The organism is Streptomyces sp. NPDC045846 (assembly GCF_056431605.1).
The window spans coordinates 75,601-92,320 of sequence record NZ_JBWKKJ010000005.1; the positions used below are offsets into that span (position 1 = coordinate 75,601).

At 70.8% G+C, this 16,720-nt stretch carries 15 protein-coding genes and 1 pseudogene; 10 read left to right on the forward strand and 6 right to left on the reverse strand.

Annotated features, from left to right (window positions below; all coding sequences use genetic code 11):
* Window positions 1-144: 144 nt before the first annotated feature.
* Complete coding sequence (locus tag AC07F3_RS15390; RefSeq protein ID WP_479114197.1) at window positions 145-621, reverse strand: MarR family winged helix-turn-helix transcriptional regulator; 477 nt, start codon at window positions 619-621, stop codon at window positions 145-147.
* Window positions 622-661: 40 nt separating this feature from the next.
* Here AC07F3_RS15390 and AC07F3_RS15395 point away from each other — a divergent pair, with 40 nt between their 5' ends.
* The 4 genes from AC07F3_RS15395 to AC07F3_RS15410 all read left to right on the forward strand — a co-directional run bounded on the left by AC07F3_RS15395 (window position 662) and on the right by AC07F3_RS15410 (window position 3,854).
* On the forward strand, window positions 662-1,585 hold the full coding sequence (locus AC07F3_RS15395) for an alpha/beta hydrolase (protein WP_479114199.1): 924 nt from the start codon (window positions 662-664) through the stop codon (window positions 1,583-1,585).
* A gap of 116 nt (window positions 1,586-1,701) precedes the next feature.
* The gene (locus AC07F3_RS15400) at window positions 1,702-2,019 is read left to right on the forward strand and encodes a hypothetical protein (protein WP_479114201.1); all 318 of its coding nucleotides are present in this window, start codon (window positions 1,702-1,704) and stop codon (window positions 2,017-2,019) included.
* Window positions 2,016-2,765 carry an SDR family NAD(P)-dependent oxidoreductase gene (locus tag AC07F3_RS15405; RefSeq protein WP_479114203.1) on the forward strand — a complete coding sequence of 250 codons (750 nt, stop codon included), beginning with the start codon at window positions 2,016-2,018 and terminating at the stop codon, window positions 2,763-2,765. Before AC07F3_RS15400 ends, AC07F3_RS15405 begins: the two co-directional genes overlap by 4 nt.
* 261 nt (window positions 2,766-3,026) lie before the next feature.
* Entirely contained in the window at window positions 3,027-3,854 is an 828-nt protein-coding gene (locus AC07F3_RS15410; RefSeq protein WP_479114205.1) for an SCO6745 family protein, read from the forward strand.
* 49 nt (window positions 3,855-3,903) lie between these two features.
* On the opposite strand, the gene AC07F3_RS15415 is transcribed toward AC07F3_RS15410, so the two are convergent.
* Window positions 3,904-5,070 (reverse strand): glycerophosphodiester phosphodiesterase, encoded by a 1,167-nt coding sequence (locus tag AC07F3_RS15415; protein ID WP_479114207.1) that lies wholly within the window; start codon window positions 5,068-5,070, stop codon window positions 3,904-3,906.
* Window positions 5,071-5,356: 286 nt separating this feature from the next.
* On the opposite strand from AC07F3_RS15415, the gene AC07F3_RS15420 reads away from it, so the two are divergent.
* The 5 genes from AC07F3_RS15420 (at window position 5,357) to AC07F3_RS15440 (ending at window position 12,074) form a co-directional block, all read left to right on the forward strand.
* Window positions 5,357-6,328: a GlxA family transcriptional regulator gene (locus AC07F3_RS15420; protein ID WP_479114208.1), complete on the forward strand. Its 972-nt coding sequence runs from the start codon at window positions 5,357-5,359 to the stop codon at window positions 6,326-6,328.
* Complete coding sequence (locus AC07F3_RS15425; protein WP_479114210.1) at window positions 6,325-6,930, forward strand: DJ-1/PfpI family protein; 606 nt, start codon at window positions 6,325-6,327, stop codon at window positions 6,928-6,930. Before AC07F3_RS15420 ends, AC07F3_RS15425 begins: the two co-directional genes overlap by 4 nt.
* A gap of 300 nt (window positions 6,931-7,230) precedes the next feature.
* Window positions 7,231-9,978, forward strand: coding sequence for an ATP-binding protein (locus tag AC07F3_RS15430; RefSeq protein ID WP_479114212.1), 2,748 nt, complete (start codon window positions 7,231-7,233; stop codon window positions 9,976-9,978).
* Window positions 9,979-10,407: 429 nt separating this feature from the next.
* On the forward strand, window positions 10,408-10,935 hold the full coding sequence (locus AC07F3_RS15435) for a hypothetical protein (RefSeq protein WP_479114213.1): 528 nt from the start codon (window positions 10,408-10,410) through the stop codon (window positions 10,933-10,935).
* 392 nt (window positions 10,936-11,327) lie between these two features.
* Window positions 11,328-12,074, forward strand: coding sequence for a VC0807 family protein (locus AC07F3_RS15440; RefSeq protein WP_479114215.1), 747 nt, complete (start codon window positions 11,328-11,330; stop codon window positions 12,072-12,074).
* Between the two features lie 152 nt (window positions 12,075-12,226).
* On the opposite strand, the gene eno is transcribed toward AC07F3_RS15440, so the two are convergent.
* On the reverse strand, window positions 12,227-13,534 hold the full coding sequence (gene eno / locus AC07F3_RS15445; protein WP_479114217.1) for a phosphopyruvate hydratase: 1,308 nt from the start codon (window positions 13,532-13,534) through the stop codon (window positions 12,227-12,229).
* A 161-nt stretch (window positions 13,535-13,695) separates the two neighbouring features.
* Between eno and AC07F3_RS15450 the strand changes: the two genes are divergently transcribed.
* Window positions 13,696-14,118 carry a MarR family winged helix-turn-helix transcriptional regulator gene (locus AC07F3_RS15450; protein ID WP_479114219.1) on the forward strand — a complete coding sequence of 141 codons (423 nt, stop codon included), beginning with the start codon at window positions 13,696-13,698 and terminating at the stop codon, window positions 14,116-14,118.
* Between the two features lie 67 nt (window positions 14,119-14,185).
* Here AC07F3_RS15450 and AC07F3_RS15455 read toward each other — a convergent pair whose 3' ends face one another.
* The 3 genes and pseudogenes from AC07F3_RS15455 to AC07F3_RS15465 form a co-directional block, all read right to left on the reverse strand.
* Window positions 14,186-14,614, reverse strand: coding sequence for a DUF6234 family protein (locus tag AC07F3_RS15455; protein WP_479114221.1), 429 nt, complete (start codon window positions 14,612-14,614; stop codon window positions 14,186-14,188).
* 189 nt (window positions 14,615-14,803) lie between these two features.
* A complete protein-coding gene (locus AC07F3_RS15460; RefSeq protein ID WP_479114223.1) occupies window positions 14,804-15,598 on the reverse strand; it encodes a thioesterase family protein in 795 nt (264 codons plus the stop codon).
* Between the two features lie 246 nt (window positions 15,599-15,844).
* Window positions 15,845-16,503, reverse strand: a pseudogene (locus AC07F3_RS15465) (DUF4232 domain-containing protein).
* Between the last annotated feature and the right edge of the window lie 217 nt (window positions 16,504-16,720).

Here is a 16,720-nt window from a genome sequence, read left to right on the forward strand (position 1 = left end):
TGCGGAGGTCGCGCAGGCTGGCGCAAGGGGTGGGGTGGCGGCGCATGCCATCAAATGGCCGCTGAATGCCCCGAGTTCGAGGCCTTGCTGACTGCGGTCCCTGCCTGGCCCTGAGCCCCGGGGTGACGTGTTCGCGGGGTCGACTCAGCCTGTCGGCGTGCCGATTCGGTCGCGTTCCAGGGTGGCGCGCAGTGCCGCGAAGGTCTGCGCGACGGTCGACATCGCCGGCCCGTCGAGGGTGTCGTCGAGCAGCTCGGCCAGGCGCTCGGTGAAGGTGCGGTCGGCGGTGTCGACCAGTGCCTCCGCTTCGGCGGTCAGGGTCAGCAACGACGAGCGGCGGTCCGAGGGGTTCGGTTGGCGAACGACCCAGCCCTGCTTCTCCAGGCGGTCGACCCCTTTGCTCGCGGCTCCGATCCCGATGGCGAACTCGGCGGCCAGGTCCGCCACACGTGAGCCGGGGTGCGTGCGAAGCCGACGCAGAAACTCGAATTGCACCATGGAGACGCCGTGTTGCTCGCTGAGCCGCTCGTTGAGAGCGTTGTAGAGCCGTGTCTCACAGCGGACCAGATCGGAGAAGAGGCTCGCTATGTCCACTGCGCCACCCGAAGAAGTACTTGCCATGGCATATAGTGTAGCGGCATCTACTTAAGGGAGTCGCACAATGAGCAAGGAACAGCGCGCGCAGGTCGACGAGATGCTGCGGCGGCCCCGGCCCAGCGGCTCTTCGCTCGAGGAGTTCCGGGCAGGCTTCCGGTCCCTGATGGCGGAGATGGCCGTACCGGACGGGATCCGCACCACCCCCACCACGCTCGGCGACCGTCCCGCCCTGCTCGTCGAGCCCGTCGACGGCCGGCGCGCGGGCACGATCCTGTACTTCCACGGCGGGTCCTTCGTGGTCGGCTCACCGGAGACCGCGATGTCGCTGACGGGCAACCTGGTCGCCAGGACCGGGTTCCGCGCGCTCTCCCTGGACTACCGGCTCGCCCCGGAGCACCCCTTCCCCGCGGCGATCGAGGACACGCTCGGCGCCTACCGCGCGCTGCTCGACAGTGGGGAAGACCCTGCCACGATCGCGTTCGCGGGTGAGTCCGCCGGTGGCGGTCTGACGATCACCACCGCTCTCGCCGCTCGTGACGCGGGGATCCCGATGCCCGCCGCGATCCTGGCGTTCTCCGCCGGGCTCGATGCCACGCGCAGCGGCGAGAGCATGGACACCAGGGCGGACGCCGACCCGCTCTTCACCCGCGAGTCCCTGGAACGCACGAGGGCCATGTACCTGGCCGGGCAGGACCCGTGCCATCCCCTCCTCAGCCCCGCGGTCCTCGGCGACCTGACGGGCTTTCCGCCGATGCTCCTTCAGGTGGGCACCAACGAGGTGCTTCTCGACGACTCCACCCGCATGGCCACCCGCGCCCGGGACGCCGGAGTGGACGTCATCCTCGACGTGACGGCCGATGTGCCGCATGTCTTCCAGGCGTTCGTCGGCGTCCTCGACGAGGCGGACGAAGCACTCGACCGCGCGGCCCTCTTCCTTCGCCAGCGCATCCGAGTTCCGGCCGGAGTAGGGGCGGTGTCGGAGAACTGAGTCGGGCCCGCGCCCGCTGCGCGGCCCCCGCATGACGCTCACTCATTCCTGGGGGTTATCGCCGGGTTCCGAACAGGTCTTGGACTCCGGCGGGGCGGGGCGTCAAGAATCGAGGCATGATCAACCACACGATGATCGTCTCCTTCGATCAGCCCCTGCCCGACACTGCGCTCGATCAATATATCGCGGACATCGAACGGGTCATGCTCGACAGCGGTTCCGTGCAGTCGGTGGTGGCCCGGCGCCACATCCCCGTCCCCGGCGAAGAGGCCATTCCCGCCCTGGTGGCGAACGTGATCGTGCAGGCAGTGGTGGCGGACACCGAGGCACTGGTGAAGGCGTTCACTGCACCCGGCCTGCACGAGGTCATCGACCGCTGGCAATCGAGGCACCCGTACAAGGTGGCCTGGGCGAACCATGAGCCGCTGGCATGAGCGACATCCGAAAGGTGGCACTGGTCACCGGTGCGGGCAGCGGGATCGGTCGTGCGGCGGCGCTGGAGTTCGCCCGGAGCGGGGCCGATGTCGCGGTGCTCGACATCGACGCGGGCAGGGCGGCCGAGACGGCCGAGATGATCAGGAAGGACGGCGGGGAGGCGCTGGCGGTCACGGTGGACATCGCCGACGCACGCTCCGTCCAGTCGGCCGTCGAGCGCACCGTCGCGACGTACGGTGGTCTCGATTACGCCGTGAACAACGCGGGCATGGCTTCACACCACCGCAAGCTCGACCAGCTGAGTGTGGACGAGTTCGAGCGGGTGGCCCGCGTCAACCTGACCGGCACCTTCCTGTGCATGAAGTACGAACTGCCCGTGCTGCGGCGACGCCGAGGCGGCGCGATCGTCAACATCGCCTCCAACGGCGGCCTGTACGCCATTCCGACCGCCCCCGCGTACGTGGCCGCCAAGCACGGAGTCGTCGGACTCACGAAGGTCGCCGCGGTCGACTACGCCCCGGACAACATCCGCGTCAACGCCGTCTGCCCGGGCCCGACCCGCACGCCCGGGTTCGACCAGGTGGCAGCGGGCACCGACATGGTCGCGCGGCAGGAGGCGATCACGCCCCTGGGCAGGCTGGCCACGGCGGAGGAGGCCGCGGCGGCAGCGGTCTGGCTCTGCTCGGACGCCGCGTCCTACATCACCGGGATCGCGATGTCGGTCGACGGCGGGCGACGAGCATGAGCGGCACCGAGGGCGCCGAGCACTCGATGCGGTCCCGGAGTGCCGGGATTTCAGCTACACGCGGCACCCGGGCCGGTGGCGGGCCGCCGCCGCGCCGACAACTCCCGTGACCCCGGCTGGGCGGCGCAGCGCCGCGCCGCCCAGCCGTCGGTCGAGCCCCGATCGAGCCCGGGAGAGCCCGGTATCCGGCTGACGCACCAAGGCTCCGAGCGAGCGGCCCGTACCACTCCACGGGGTGCGACCGCGGGCATGATGGGAGCCATGACGCACAGCGCCCGCCGCATGTTCGAGCTCCTGGAACCGATCTGCCTGGTCAGCTTCTTCGCCGACGAGTGCAACCAGGAACTCGCCGCCCTCGGCCACCGCACCTACTGGGACGGCTACTTCGCCAGCCGGGCCGCACCTTTGGGGCGAGTGCCGGCGCACGTCGTGCACGCGGCCTTCTACAGCTTCGCCGATGGTGAAGCGGCGCGGCACATCCCGAGCGCGTGGGAGACGATCCCGCCCGAGGCGTCCGTCGCCGCGCGGGAGCGGGGCAGCGCGGCCTCCCTACGGCGGATCATCGGCGACGAACTGGCCGAGTCCCCGGGCTTGTTGCGCGCGGCCGACCTGACCACCAAGGCCGCGACGAGCGCGCCCATGGAGGGCCGGGTCATGTACGCCGGGATGCGCACCCTCGCGGTGCCGAGCGACCCGGTCGCCCGGCTGTGGCACTCGGCGACCATGCTGCGCGAGCACCGGGGCGACGGGCACGTCGCCGCTCTCGTCGGTGCGCGCATCGGCGGCACCGAGGCGCATGTGCTCTCCGCGCTGGAGATGGGGATCCACCCGCCGGAGTCCTTCGGGCGCATCCACCACCTGCCGAAGGCGCGGCTGGCCGCGGTCATGGACGGCTTGCGTGGCCGCGGGCTCGTCGACGCCGAGCGCCGGTTCACCGACACCGGCCGTGAGACCAAGCGGCGCATCGAGGCCCTGACCGACGAGCTCGCGGCCCCGCCGTACGAGGCACTGTCTCCCGCCGAGCTCGACGAGCTGGTCGCCGAGCTCGAACCCATCACCGCGAAGCTGGTCGCCTCGGGCTCGAAGTGACGAGCGGAGACCGAGGGCGCGGGGAGCGTGCCGTCCGGGGCGGGCCGGTTCAGCGGCGGCGGAACTCCTCGGCGGCCAGCAGGGCGGTGTCCGGGTCGTCGGAGAACAGGCCGTCGATGCCCGTGGCGAAGAGGGCCTTGAAGTACGCGAGTGCGTTGCCGTAGTCGCCCGGCTTCTCGCCGACCCGGAAGTCCAGCGGCAGGAAGCTGTTCTCGTTCCGCACGGTGTACGGGGTGAGGAAGAGGCCCGCGGCGTGCGCGTCACGGACGAGGGTGGTCGGCTTGCCGAGTTTGCCCCGGTCGTCCTGGGCGATGATCTGCGGCAGCCAGGGGCCGATGCCCTGGGCGAAGCCGGCGATCCACTTGAGCCCCTCGGGCTTGAGGAGGTCGGCGGTGGTGCGCGGGTCGCCGGACTCGACGAAGTCGGCGGGCCGGACGGACGGCTCGTCCAGCAGGACGACCTTCGGGCACTTCACGCCCAGCGCGCTCAGCCGCCTGAGGCTGCTGGGCTCGAAGGACTGGAGGATGTTCGGGGCGTGCGCGGTGTGCCGGCCGTAGCGGCGCAGCAGCTTGGCGAGCATCTCCTCGATGTTCAGGCCCCGCTTGCGGAAGTACGTGGGGTGCTTGGTCTCGGGGTAGATCCATACGGGGCGGCCACGGCGGCGGCCTTCGCGCTCCGCCCACTGGAGAACCTCTTCGAAGGTGGGCACGTCCCAGCGGCCGTTGTACATGGTGTTGTGCTGGCGGACGTCGGGGATGCGCTCCTTGGCGCGCAGCGTCTTGAGTTCGGCGAGCGTGAAGTCCTCGGTGAACCACCCGGTGATCTGCTTGCCGTCCACGGTCTTGGTGGTCCTGCGCCCCGCGAACTCGTGGTGGTCGGCGACATCGGTGGTGGCCGAGATGTCGGGCTCGTGCCGACAGACCAGGTGCCCGTCCTTGGTCGGTACGAGGTCACCGGCCTCGATGACGTCCGCGCCCATGTCAAGGGCGAGTTGGTAGGAGCCGAAGGTGTGCTCCGGGCGGTAGCCGCTGGCGCCGCGGTGGCCTACGACGAACGGCACGGGCAGTTTCGCGGGCCGCCCGGCGGGTGTCTGGCGCTCCGCCGAGCTCGTTCCGGCCGCGTTGGCCTGTCCCGCTCCGGCCAGTACCGCCGCTCCGGCGCCCAGGGCCGCGGCTCCCAGTACCGTTCGTCGCCCCGGCTCGTGCCGCTTGTCCATGCCGCGCTCCTTGCTCCGTGCCCGGCCCCGCAACTGCCGTGCGGGATCCGGTATGTGAGGTTACCGGTGTGTTCCACCTGCTCCGGGACGCTGCTTCGCCCATGTCCCGGCCGCACCTTGATCGTAAACACGGCGGGGTGCGCCGGGGACGCGCAGGGGGTGCGTGGCGGAAGCCATGCGACGTCCGAGGGCGTCGCTTCGCCCCGCATCCCCGGATCGCTGGCATGGCGCGATGTGTGGGGTACATGTCGTTGACGCCACCGAGGGGGGACCACAGAGTGGAGGGGTGAAGCAGCGCCGCGTCGTCTTCGTCCTCTTCGAGGGTTTCCAGCCCCTGGACCTCTTCGGTCCGCACGAGGTGTTCCACCACGCCGATCGGCTCTCCGGCGGGTACTCCTGCCAGATCATGGCGCCGCTGTCGGGACCGGTGCGGTCCAGCAGCGGTGTGCCGGTGCACGCACCCTTCGGTGTGGACGGGCTGGACCCGGCGGGGGTCGACACGCTGGTGGTGGCCGGGGGCGCCGGAGTCGACCGCGCCCGGCAGGACCCGGCGCTGACCGACTGGCTGGCCACCGCGGGAGCCACCGCTCGCCGCGTCACCTCGGTGTGCAGCGGGGTGTTCCTGCTGGCCGCCGCCGGACTGCTGCACGGACGCAGGGTGACCACGCACTGGGCGCGCGAGGAGCAGCTCGTCCGGGAGCATCCCGAAGTGACCGTCGACTGCGATCCGATCTTCCTCAGGGACGGGCGGGTGTGGACGTCGGCCGGGGTGACGGCGGGAATGGACCTCGCACTCGCCCTGGTGGAGGACGACCTGGGGCGGGAGGTCGCCCACGCCGTCGCGCAGGAGATGGTGATGTTTCTGCGCCGCCCGGGCAGCCAGTCGCAGTTCAGCGTGGCCCTGTGGTCCGCGCAACCCACCAGCGACCCCCTGCGCGCCGCGGTCGCGGCCATCCACGCCGATCCCGGCGCCCGCCACGGCATCGCGGATCTCGCCACGCACGCCGGTCTGAGCCCCCGTCACCTCCAGCGCCGGTTCACGGCCGAACTCGGCGTCCCGCCCGCGGCGTACGTCGAAGGCGTACGCGTCGAGGCCGCCAAACGAGCGCTCGCCGAGAGCGCCCACCCCGTCGAGACCATCGCGCATCGGTACGGCTTCGGCACCGCCGAGACCCTGCGCCGCACCTTTCACCGCCACCTCGGTATCACACCGTCCGACTACCGAGACCGATTTCGATCCACCAAGGAGCACATGTGACCACCTACGGGCTGCTGATCTTCGACGGCGCGGAGGAGCTGGACTTCACCGGGCCGTGGGAGGTGTTCACCGCCTCCTCGATGCTGCGCGACGACGCCGACACGGCAGTACTCATCGCCGAACGCCCCGATGCCGTCCGTTGCAACAAGGGCATGCGCGTCCTGCCGGACCACACCTTCGACGACCACCCGCCGTTGGATGTCCTGTTGGTCCCGGGCGGCAACGGCACCCGCCGCGAGGTGTCCAACTCCGTGCTCACCGACTGGATTCGTATTACCGCGGCCGACGCCGCCTGGACCACCAGCGTGTGCACCGGGGCCCTGCTCCTGCACGAGGCGGGCCCGGCCCGGGGCCGCAGGGTCGCGACCCACTACCAGTTCGAGGACGCTCTTGAGGCCCGGGGCGAGGTCACCGTGGTCCGGGACGCGCGCTACGTCGTCGACGGCAACCTGGTCTCCAGCCAGGGCGTCTCGGCCGGTATCGACATGGCGCTGTGGCTGATCGGGCGCCTCCACGGCCGCGACCACGCCCGCGCCGTACGCCAGTACATCCAGTACGAGCCCGCCCCGCCCTACCTCGCCGACCTGCCGGACACCGCCTGACGGCACACGATCACTCGCGCCCCTGATGAGCCCCCGGAACTCCGCCGTCCCCTTGGCCCGACGCGTCCGGACTGTGCGACCTCTTGAGGGCCGACGGCGGGGTGGGGGAGGCCTGTGGCCGCCATGGCTGGTGGCGGCACATACGTCGGTACGGGCTGTCCCATCAGTTGCTTGAGCGAAGACCAGGGGGAGGTGCCCGAGGCAGGGCAGCGCTCTCCCGAGGGGGCGTGAACGCGACGGGTATCCATGGGCTGATCGTCCCTAGCATGTCTCCCAGCGGGGGCAGTGGTCTGGGGGCACATGCGGATCGTCGGGCGGGACACGGAACGTGCGCGGTTGGCCTTCTTGCTGGACGAGGCGCGACGGGGCCAAGGGCGCAGCATCGTGGTGCGCGGTGAGCCGGGCATCGGCAAGACGGCGTTGCTGGATCACCTCGCCGAGCACGCCGAGGGGTGCACCGTCGTGCGCGCGGCCGGGGTCGAATTCGAGTCGGAGCTGGCGCTCGCGTCGCTGAGCGAGCTGATCGGGCCGCTGCTCGACGTGGTGCGGGAGCTACCGGCCCGGTACGCCGACGTGCTGACGGCCCTCGTGCCACAGAAGGCGGATGACGGTGACGCGCCTGCGGTGGCGGGCGGCCGGCACGCCGTCTACGCGGCGACGCTCGCCCTGCTCACCGCGGCTGCCGCGCGCCGGCCCCTGCTGTGTCTGATCGACGACGCGCACTGGATCGACGACGCGTCGGCCGCCGCCCTGGTGTTCACCGCCCGGCGGCTGCTCGCGGATGCGGTGTTGATCGTGTTCGCGACCCGGGACGTCCCCGAGTTCGACGCGCCCGGCATCGAGACGTTGCGCCTGGAAGGGCTGAACGAGGAGGCCAGTCTGCATCTGCTGGCCCGCGGCGGGAATGTTCCGGCGCTGGTCGGTGCCCGGCTGGCCGCGCTGACCATGGGCAATCCGCTCGCCCTCCTGGAACTGCCGCGGGTGTTGTCGTTGGAATCCACGGAAAGCCTCAGCGAGCTGGTCGAACCGCTGCCGACGACGAAGCTGCTGCAACGCGCCTTCGCGGCCTCGCTGGTGTCGATGTCGGCCCGGCAGCGGCAGGCTCTGCTGGTGTGCGCGGCGGCGGGAAGCGCGGACCTGGAAGTGGTGGCCCGGGCCCTCGAAGCGCTCGACCTGCGGCTCGCGGCACTGGACGAGGGCACCGTCAGCGGCCTGGTGCAGATCACCGGCCGTACGGTGACGTTCCGCCATCCGCTGATCAGGTCGGCCGTCTACTCGCAGGCCGGCCCGGGTGAACGGTGGCAGGCACACGCCGCGTTGGCCGAGGCGTGCACCTCACCGAAGGACGCGGACCGCAGGGCCTGGCACCTCGCCTGTGCGACGGTCGGACCGGATGAACAGGTCGCGGCGGCGTTGGTGGCCACCGCCGACCGCGCCCGGCGGCACGGCGGGATCGTCGCTCAGGCCGCCGCCCTGGAGCGGGCCGCCGAGCTGACCGGGGAGCCGGTCCTGCGGGCCACGAGGATCTGCGCGGCCGCGACGATCTGGTCGGCCGCGGGCGCGCTCGACCATTCCGAGGCACTGCTCGACCAGGCGGAGGCCCTGGCCGGGGACGACATCAGCGCGCGCATCGAGGTGTTGGGCGACCGCGCCTACCACGCGGTCCTGCGCGGGCGGACCGGCGACATCTTCGACGCGCTCGTCGCGGAGGCGGCCGGAGCCGGACCGGAGGACAGGCTGGCGGCCGGCCGCATGCTCAGTCTGGCCATGAACGCTCCGCTGGCCAGGTGGGACGTCGAGGCGACGCTCGACGTCTGTACGAAGGTGATGGTGCTGACCGCCCCCGACGGCCGCCCCAACCCCGTCTTCCCCAAAGGAGCGGTGCGCCTGGCGCTGGCGCAGGTGCTCGCCGGGCAGCGGGCCGGCGCGGAGCTGGCCGGAGCATGTGTCGCGGTCTGCGAGCGGCACGTGCCGAACGGGGCGTGCGCGGAACTGGCCGAGGTCCTGATGTACATCGAGGACTACGACGTGGCGCGCCGCATGGTCGAACGTGACGTGGCCGCGGCCCGAGCCGTCGGCGACATCGCGCTGCTCGGCTACGGCTTGCGCCGCCGAGCCCAGTTGGAGGTCCGCGTCGGCCGCCCTCTCACCGCGTACTCCGACGCTCTGGAATGCGCCGGGCTCGCCGACGCGATGGCGCAGCCCACCACCATCGCGGCCTCCCGCGCGACGCTCGCCATGGTCACCGCCGTTCTCGGCCGTGCCGACGACTGCGCGGCCCATGCCGAGGAGGCGATGCGGCTGTGCCCGGACGACCTGGAGACCGAGGCGCGGGTCCGGTACGCGCTGGGCCTCGTGGCGTTGGCGGGCGGCAGGATCACCGACGCCGTCGCCGAGCTGCGTCGGGCGGACACCGTGCTGCGCGCCGTCGTCGAACCGGCTGTCGTGCCCGTCGCCGCCGACCTGGCCGAGGCTTTGGTTCGGGCAGGGCGGACCGAGGAGGCGCGGGGCGTGCTGGAGCGGCTGGACGCCGCCGTCGCCGCGACGGGCCGCAGAGGCCGTCGCGCCGCCGCGTTGCGGTGCCGTGCGCTGCTGGCGCGGGGCACCGCGGCCGGATCGTTGTTCAGCGCGGCGATCGAGGCACACCGCGACGTCGACGAACCGTTGGAGCGGGCCAGAACGCTGCTGTGCCAAGGCCAGTGGCTGCGCCGGTCCCGACGTCGTCAGGAGGCGTATCAGCCGCTCGCGTCGGCGCTGGAGGTTTTCGAGTCGGCCGAGGCCAAGCTGTGGGCGGAGCAGGCCCGCCACGAGCTGACGGTGCTCGGCCTGCGCGCCGTGCCGAGTGCCGACCGGGCTGATCTGGGCGTGCTCACACCCCAGGAGTGGCGTATCGCATGGGCGGCGGCGCAGGGCCGCACGAGCAGGGAGATCGCCGCCGAAGTGCTGCTGTCCATAAGGACGGTGGACTACCACTTGGGCAACGTCTACCGAAAGCTCGGCATCTCGTCGCGCCGGGCACTGATCCGGCAGCTGAAGGCTGTCCCGTAAGCCGAGCCACAGCCCATGGAGTCCGGGCGAGAAGGCGGGCGCCGGGGCTGCGACACCGGACCGCCTCGGACGGGCCCGCAGAACTACCGGTCTGAAGCCCGAACAAGGCCGCACCGTGCCCGCCAGAAGGTGGCCGCGGCACGTTTCCGCAGCTCAAAGGCCGCGCATTTGCCCTGTCAGAACTACGGATCCACGGTGCGTGACGGCCCAACATACTGGATTCCGTCGATCAGCAAGGGACCACGGCGACGGGCATGGCCGTCAGGGGAAACGGGGGACGGCCATGCACCGTTCCTCTTCCTGCCCAGCGGTGCGGAAGGGGAAATACAGCCGTTTCGTGGTCGACCCCGCTGACGTCGGAGAGCCCCAGAGCGAGACGGGGCTCTCACTCGACCACCATGTCTCGCGCCGTTTGCAAAGGGGAGTGCAATGAGGACCAGCAAATTCATGGGGAGGGCAGCCGCGTCGGCCGCCGTCGTTCTCGCCGTCGTGTTCGGATCGGCCGGGGCGGTGCACGCTGCCGACGCGTCTTCGCCGGTCGTTTCGTCCCACCACGCTTCATCGGCCCACGGCCGCCTGGCGGCTCCGGGGGCGACGCTGACCGATGCGTCGATCACGTTCTTCACCCTCGATGACAACAAGGACGGTGACACGCTGCTGTCCGTTCAGGTCCTGGACCGCAACAACAAGGTGGCCGCCTCGGCGACCGGATTCTTCGGGCAGTTCGGCGACGGTACGACCCACCCGATCACCTTGAAGGTGCGGGCGGGTTTCACCTGGGACGCACTGCAGGCGGGTCACCTGCGGCTGAACATCCAGCCCCACGGCGACGACACGTGGAAGTTCGGATACGAACTCGACCTGGGCTTCTCGGACGGGGATTTCGCGCCGACCATCGCGAACCGCCTGTCCCTGAGCGAGGACAACAAGACGCGCCTGGACCCGCTGCAGTTCTGAACTGACCCCCGGCCGCCGCGGCGACCGCCCGGATCCGGGGTTGGGGACGTGTGCTCCTCCGCCTCTGTCGAGGGGGAGGAGCACACGTGCGTCTCCTCCTGCGGAGGACGCCGCGTCCACGGGAGGCGCACGCCGGACGCCGAAGTCCGCCGGTTGAGGCGTCACTTGAGAGGAGCCGGGGCGGTGAGGGCCCCCTCGTGACCGGCTGCACTCGGGTGGGACAAAGCGGGGCGTGAGCTTCCAAGGACGTCGTTTTCCAGCTCGGGACCTGGCTGGAATTAGCCATTCCGGCCAGGGTCGGTGATCATTCGGTGCCGGGCCCGAAGTCCCTTACTCCGGGCCTGTCTTACCTGCGCGCAGCCCGCGCTTTCCAGGCACCTTCAGGGGGAACCGTGCCCGCTCGAAACACCACGAACACGCAGGGCGCCGAGAGCGCGCCGGACGCCGGAGCGTCCGGCCCGCAGGAGCGCCCGGGCCCGCCGGTCCGATCCGGGGGCGCCGCGGCCCTCGGCTGGGTCCTCACCATCGCCCTCAACGTTGTCGCTCCGATCCTCACGTACAACGCGCTCCACGACCACGGCTGGAGCGAGTTCGCCGCGCTCCTGGCCGGGGGCGCCTGGCCGGTGCTCGACAGTGCCTTCCATCTCGCATGGCGCCGCCGTCTGGACGAGTTCGCCGTCGTCACCCTGGTGTTTCTGGTGATCACGGCCGTGGTGTCGCTCGTGGGCGCGCACTCGGCCCGGGCCCTGCTGCTCAAGGACTCGGCCGTGACGGGGCTGTTCGGGCTCCTGTGCCTGGCCACACTGCTGGCCCCGCGCCCGCTGATGTTCTACTTCGGCCGCAAGTTCGCGACCGACGGCACCGCCGCTGCTACCGCCTGGTGGAACGGCCTGTGGCAGTACGAGGGCTTCCGCAAGACCATCACCACCATGACAACGGTCTGGGGGATCGCCTACTGCCTGGAGGCGGTGACCCGCATCGGCCTTGTGTACGCGCTGAGTACGGACGACATGGTGTACCTCAGCCCGTTCATGATCTACGGCGTCCTCGGCGTCCTCGTCGTGTGGACCACCATGTACGGCAAGCGGTCGCGCCGCCGGGGTGAACAGCTCGCCGCTGCAGCCGCCGCCCAGGGCTGACCCGAGCCCGCCCGGCCCCCTCCCGCCCACTGAGATCCCGTAAGGCGTGATCAGGGCTACGACAGGGTGTCGGGCCATCGCGAAGGGTCGCGCACGCGAGCGGGCCCCCGATCGACGTGGGGGCCCGCGGGGCGGCCGGCCCCTCCTCCTGTTCATGCCCGACGCAGTGCGGAGCGGCCCGCGAAACGTGCCGCGTCGCCCAACTCCTCCTCGATCCGGATCAGTTGGTTGTACTTTGCCGTGCGGTCGGAGCGGGAGAGTGAACCCGTCTTGATCTGACCGCAGCCGGTCGCCACGGCCAGATCCGCGATGGTGGTGTCCTCCGTCTCGCCCGAGCGGTGCGACATGACAGCCGTCCAGCCCGCCTGGTGGGCGGTGGCGACGGCGGTGAGCGCCTCGGTCAGGGTCCCGATCTGATTGACCTTGACCAGAACCGAATTGCCGACGCCGGTACGGATGCCCTCGCGCAGCAGTGTCTCGTTGGTGCAGAACACGTCGTCACCGGTGAGCTGGCAGCGGTCGCCCACGCGGGCGGTCAGCTCGCGCCAGCCGTCCAGGTCGTTCTCCGCCATCGGATCCTCGATGGAGACGACCGGGTAGGCGTCGATGAGTTTGGCCAGGTGGTCGGCGTGCTCGGACGGGGTGCGGCGCACGCCCTCGCCCGTGTAGTCGTACAGCCCGTCGCGGAAGAACTCCGACGACGCCGGGTCCATGACCAGGCCGATGTCCGCGCCGGGGCGGTAGCCGGTGCGCTCGATGGCGGCCATCACGAAGTCGAGGGCCTCCTCGGCGGTACGCAGCGCGGGCGCGAAACCGCCCTCGTCGCCCACGCCCGTGGAGTGCCCCGCGGCCAGCAGGTCGCGGCGCAGGGTGTGGAAGACCTCGCTGCCCATGCGGACGGCTTCGGCGAAGGTCTCCGCACCCACCGGCGCGATCATGAACTCCTGGAAATCCAGCGGGTTGTCGGCGTGGGCGCCGCCGTTGACGATGTTCATCATCGGCAGCGGCAGGAGGTGGGCGTCGTCGCCGCCGAGGTAGCGGTAGAGGGGGCGGCGGTGGGCTGCCGCGGCGGCCTTGGCGGTGGCGAGGGAAACGCCGAGGATCGCGTTGGCGCCGAGCCGGGACTTCGTGGCCGTGCCGTCGAGGGCGATCAGCGCGGAGTCGAGCCCCGCCTGGTCCACCGCTTTCAGGCCGCGTACGGACGCCGCGATCTCCCCGTTGACGTGGGCGACCGCACGGTCGACACCCTTGCCGTGCCAGCGCGCGGAGTCTCCGTCCCGCAGCTCCACGGCCTCCCGGGCGCCGGTCGAGGCGCCGGAGGGGACAGCCGCACGCCCCAGGGAGCCGTCCGTCAGGACGACATCGACCTCGACCGTGGGGTTGCCCCGGCTGTCGATGATCCGGCGGGCGGTGACGGTCTCGATGGTGGCGTCGACGGTCTCGACTGCCTTTGCGGACATGGGAGGTCCTTCCCGTTGTCGTGTGCCCGGGCCCCGGCTGCGACAGCGCTGGCGCTGAGCCCGTGAAAAAAACCATACAGCAATGCTGTGCAGTTTTGCTGTACAGCATTGCTGTGCAGGTCGGGTGCGCAGCAATGCTGACCAGCGCGGTAAAGTGCCCTATGTCCATCTCGGAAGCCGCTGCCATCGCCGCTGAACTGCGTACCGCCATGGGCAAGCTCACCCGACGCGTCCAACACGAGGACCGCATCCCGCTCGGTCAGGTCGCCGTGCTCGGCGCGCTGGACCGCAATGGCGCCATGACCACGAGCGATCTCGCCGCCGATCAACGTGTACGCCCGCAGTCGATGGCCCGGGCGGTGGGGCTGCTCATGGAACAGGGCCTGATCACGCGCCGGGCGCACCCCACGGACGGCCGCAAGTCGCTGGTCGAGCTGTCCGACGCGGGCCGCGTGGCGCTGGACGCGGAGCGCGGGCGCAGGGTCGGATGGCTCGCGCAGGCCATCGAGGCCGAACTCTCCGATGAGGAGCGGGTGTTGCTCGCGCGGAGCGCGGCCCTGCTGGAGCGCCTCGCCACCCGCTAGGCGCGACCGTCGGGCATGGCGCCCAGCCCTGGCGCATCACCCGGCTCCCGGCACGGCATGCACTGCGTCAGTAACAACGGCCGCTGCCGCTGTAGCAGGGCGTGTAATGGGGGTCGGGGGCCGGCGGGGGCCCGGGGTGGGACTTGTCGTAACTGTGTTGCGCCAGGCCGAGAAGGACGGCCATCACCAGGGCGGCGAGGAGTTGCAGGACAACGGTCCAGGGGGCGCGGGAGAGCGCCGCGATGACGACGAGCAGCACGATGGCGCCGAGGAAGTACTCGAACCAGGCGATGTCGGCCAGGTGCGAGGCGTCGATCCGGCGCTGATCGCCCTGCGCGGCCCAGACCTCCATGCCATCGGCGAAGGCCTTCCCCACCACGACCGCGATCTCGATCATGGACAGCAGAAGACCGGCGGCCAGATCCGTGCCGAGGGACGTCCTGCGGGACCAGGGCCGCGGCAGACGAGCCGCCGTTTTGACGAGTACCTGTCTCATGGGTCGGACCATGCCAGACCGTCGAGGGGCGCGCCTGAGTACGCCTACTCATTCCGCGGCGCGATCAACTCCGCTGCGTCCACGTGCGTGCCCGGTGTGGTGGGCGGCAGCCGCCCGAGCCGCGGATCAGCCGATCGGAAAGCTTCGTGGGCCAGCACTTGGAGCCCCGGCACGGAGGCGTGAACTCACCTACAGCGGGCGCACGGTGAGGATCTGCTCGGCGTGGCCGACGGGTCCGTCGATGTCGTGCAGGACGCTGCTGGTGAGCCCCTGCCCTGTCGGGCCGAAGGTGGCCGTGGTGTCCAGCCCGGTCCATGGGCCGCGCGGCTGGCGGTGCAGGTGGATCGTCAGGTCGAGGTTGGGGAACATCCACGCCGTGGGGTCCTGCTGCACGGCGATTCCGTTGGCGGTGTCGACGAGGGCGATGTACGAGGCGAGGGTGCTGCTCGGCTCGCCCGCGACCAGGTCGACGAGCGAGGACACCCAGGCCGCCGCGCGACCCTTGCGGGCCGGTTCACTCCGGCGGACGTCGATGGAGGAGACATAGCCACCGTCCCATTTCTCGCCCATGGACCAGGGAGCGAGCTGATCGGGGGCGGGGATCCGCTCGTGGGGGCTGTCGGCGACCGACGTGGTGTCCAGGGACGCCAGCAGCCAGGCCCGGGCGCGGACCACCGGGCGTCCGGCGATGACCACGGTCGCTTCGACGAGCTCGATGGTGCGACCGGGGCGCACGGTCTCGACGGTTACCTCGCACTCGTCGAGGGCGACGCGGCCGAGGATGTCGTAGCTGATCCTCGCGAGCGTCAAGGGCTCGGGGCGCTTGGCGAGATGGCGTTCCATCACGTGGACCACGAGCCCCGAGAGCGGGCTGAAGTGCTGCTCATCGCTCTGCCACGCACCACCCGCGTGAGCCGTGGGTTTGTAGGTGTGCTCGCCCGTCCGCTCGTAGTAGCTCTCACGCGCGACGATGCCGGTGGTCACGGAATCCGTCTCCTTGTCGGGAGTGAAGCGGGCTGTGCTGGGGTGTTTGTGCATGAGGTGCGGGAGGGGTGACATCGCAAGCCACCGCACTTCCTGCGCCGTACGTTACCCGGGGACGTCCGTGTGCTGGTGGCGGGTGCCCGGTCTGTGGTCCCGCCCAAGACAAACCGCCCGGCCCCAGGGATGCTCCTGAGGCCGGGCGGATTTCGCAGGCGGCCTACTCGGCGCCCGTGGCTCGAAGTTCGCCTAATTGCCTCCCTGGCCGGCGCTGCCGATCGGGCCGACCTTCACCGGCGAGCTGCCGTCGTCGGCAGGCAGCGTGGCACCGCCGGGCCAGGTGAGGGTGACTGTCTTGGCTTCGTTCGGCGGGGTGACCAGCAGCCCGGTGATGCGGACGCCCGAGCCGCCGGTCCGGTTGATGGGGTAGGTGATGCCGAAGTCGATCGCCTGCCCGACCTTGAGGGTGGCCGCAGGGGCGGTTCTCCGGTGCGCTTGGCGGACACGGTCCCCGCGTTGGTCTTCAGGTCGACACCCGCGTAGCCGGATATGGCGCAGGCGTGGCCGCCGTGGTTCTTCAGCTCGACCACGACCGTGCCGTCGGCGTCGCCCCCGATGGTGCGGTCCTTGGCCGTGATCTCCAGGTCGGAGGTACGGCACTTGGCGGTCTTGCTGTTCCCGCCGGAGCCGGTGCCTGCGGTCGAGCCCTGACCACCGGTGTTCTTGCCCCCGCCCTGCCCGCCGCCCACGGCCGAAGAGCCCGATGGGGCCGCCGTGTTGGGGGCCTGGGTTCCGGGAGAGGGGCTCTGCGCGGCATCCCCGTCCCCGCTCTGGCACGCCGTCATCAGCATCGTGCCGCCGAGGAGAGCTGCGGAGACGAGGAAGGCCTTGCGACGGTTGCCGGACATGAAAACCCCTTGGTATCGCTTGGCCGAAGCTGAACCGCTCACGGCTCACGAGTGCTTGTTCGATCACTATGAACGGGCTGTGAGCCGCGGCGACAGGGGTGTCGTCGCCCTACGACACCCCTGTCACAGAGCGGTGACATGATCGCGGCGCAAAAGGGGTCGAGGCAGGCCATGTCGCCACCCGCAGGCCGTCCGGCGTGAGCGCGCCCGCCGCACC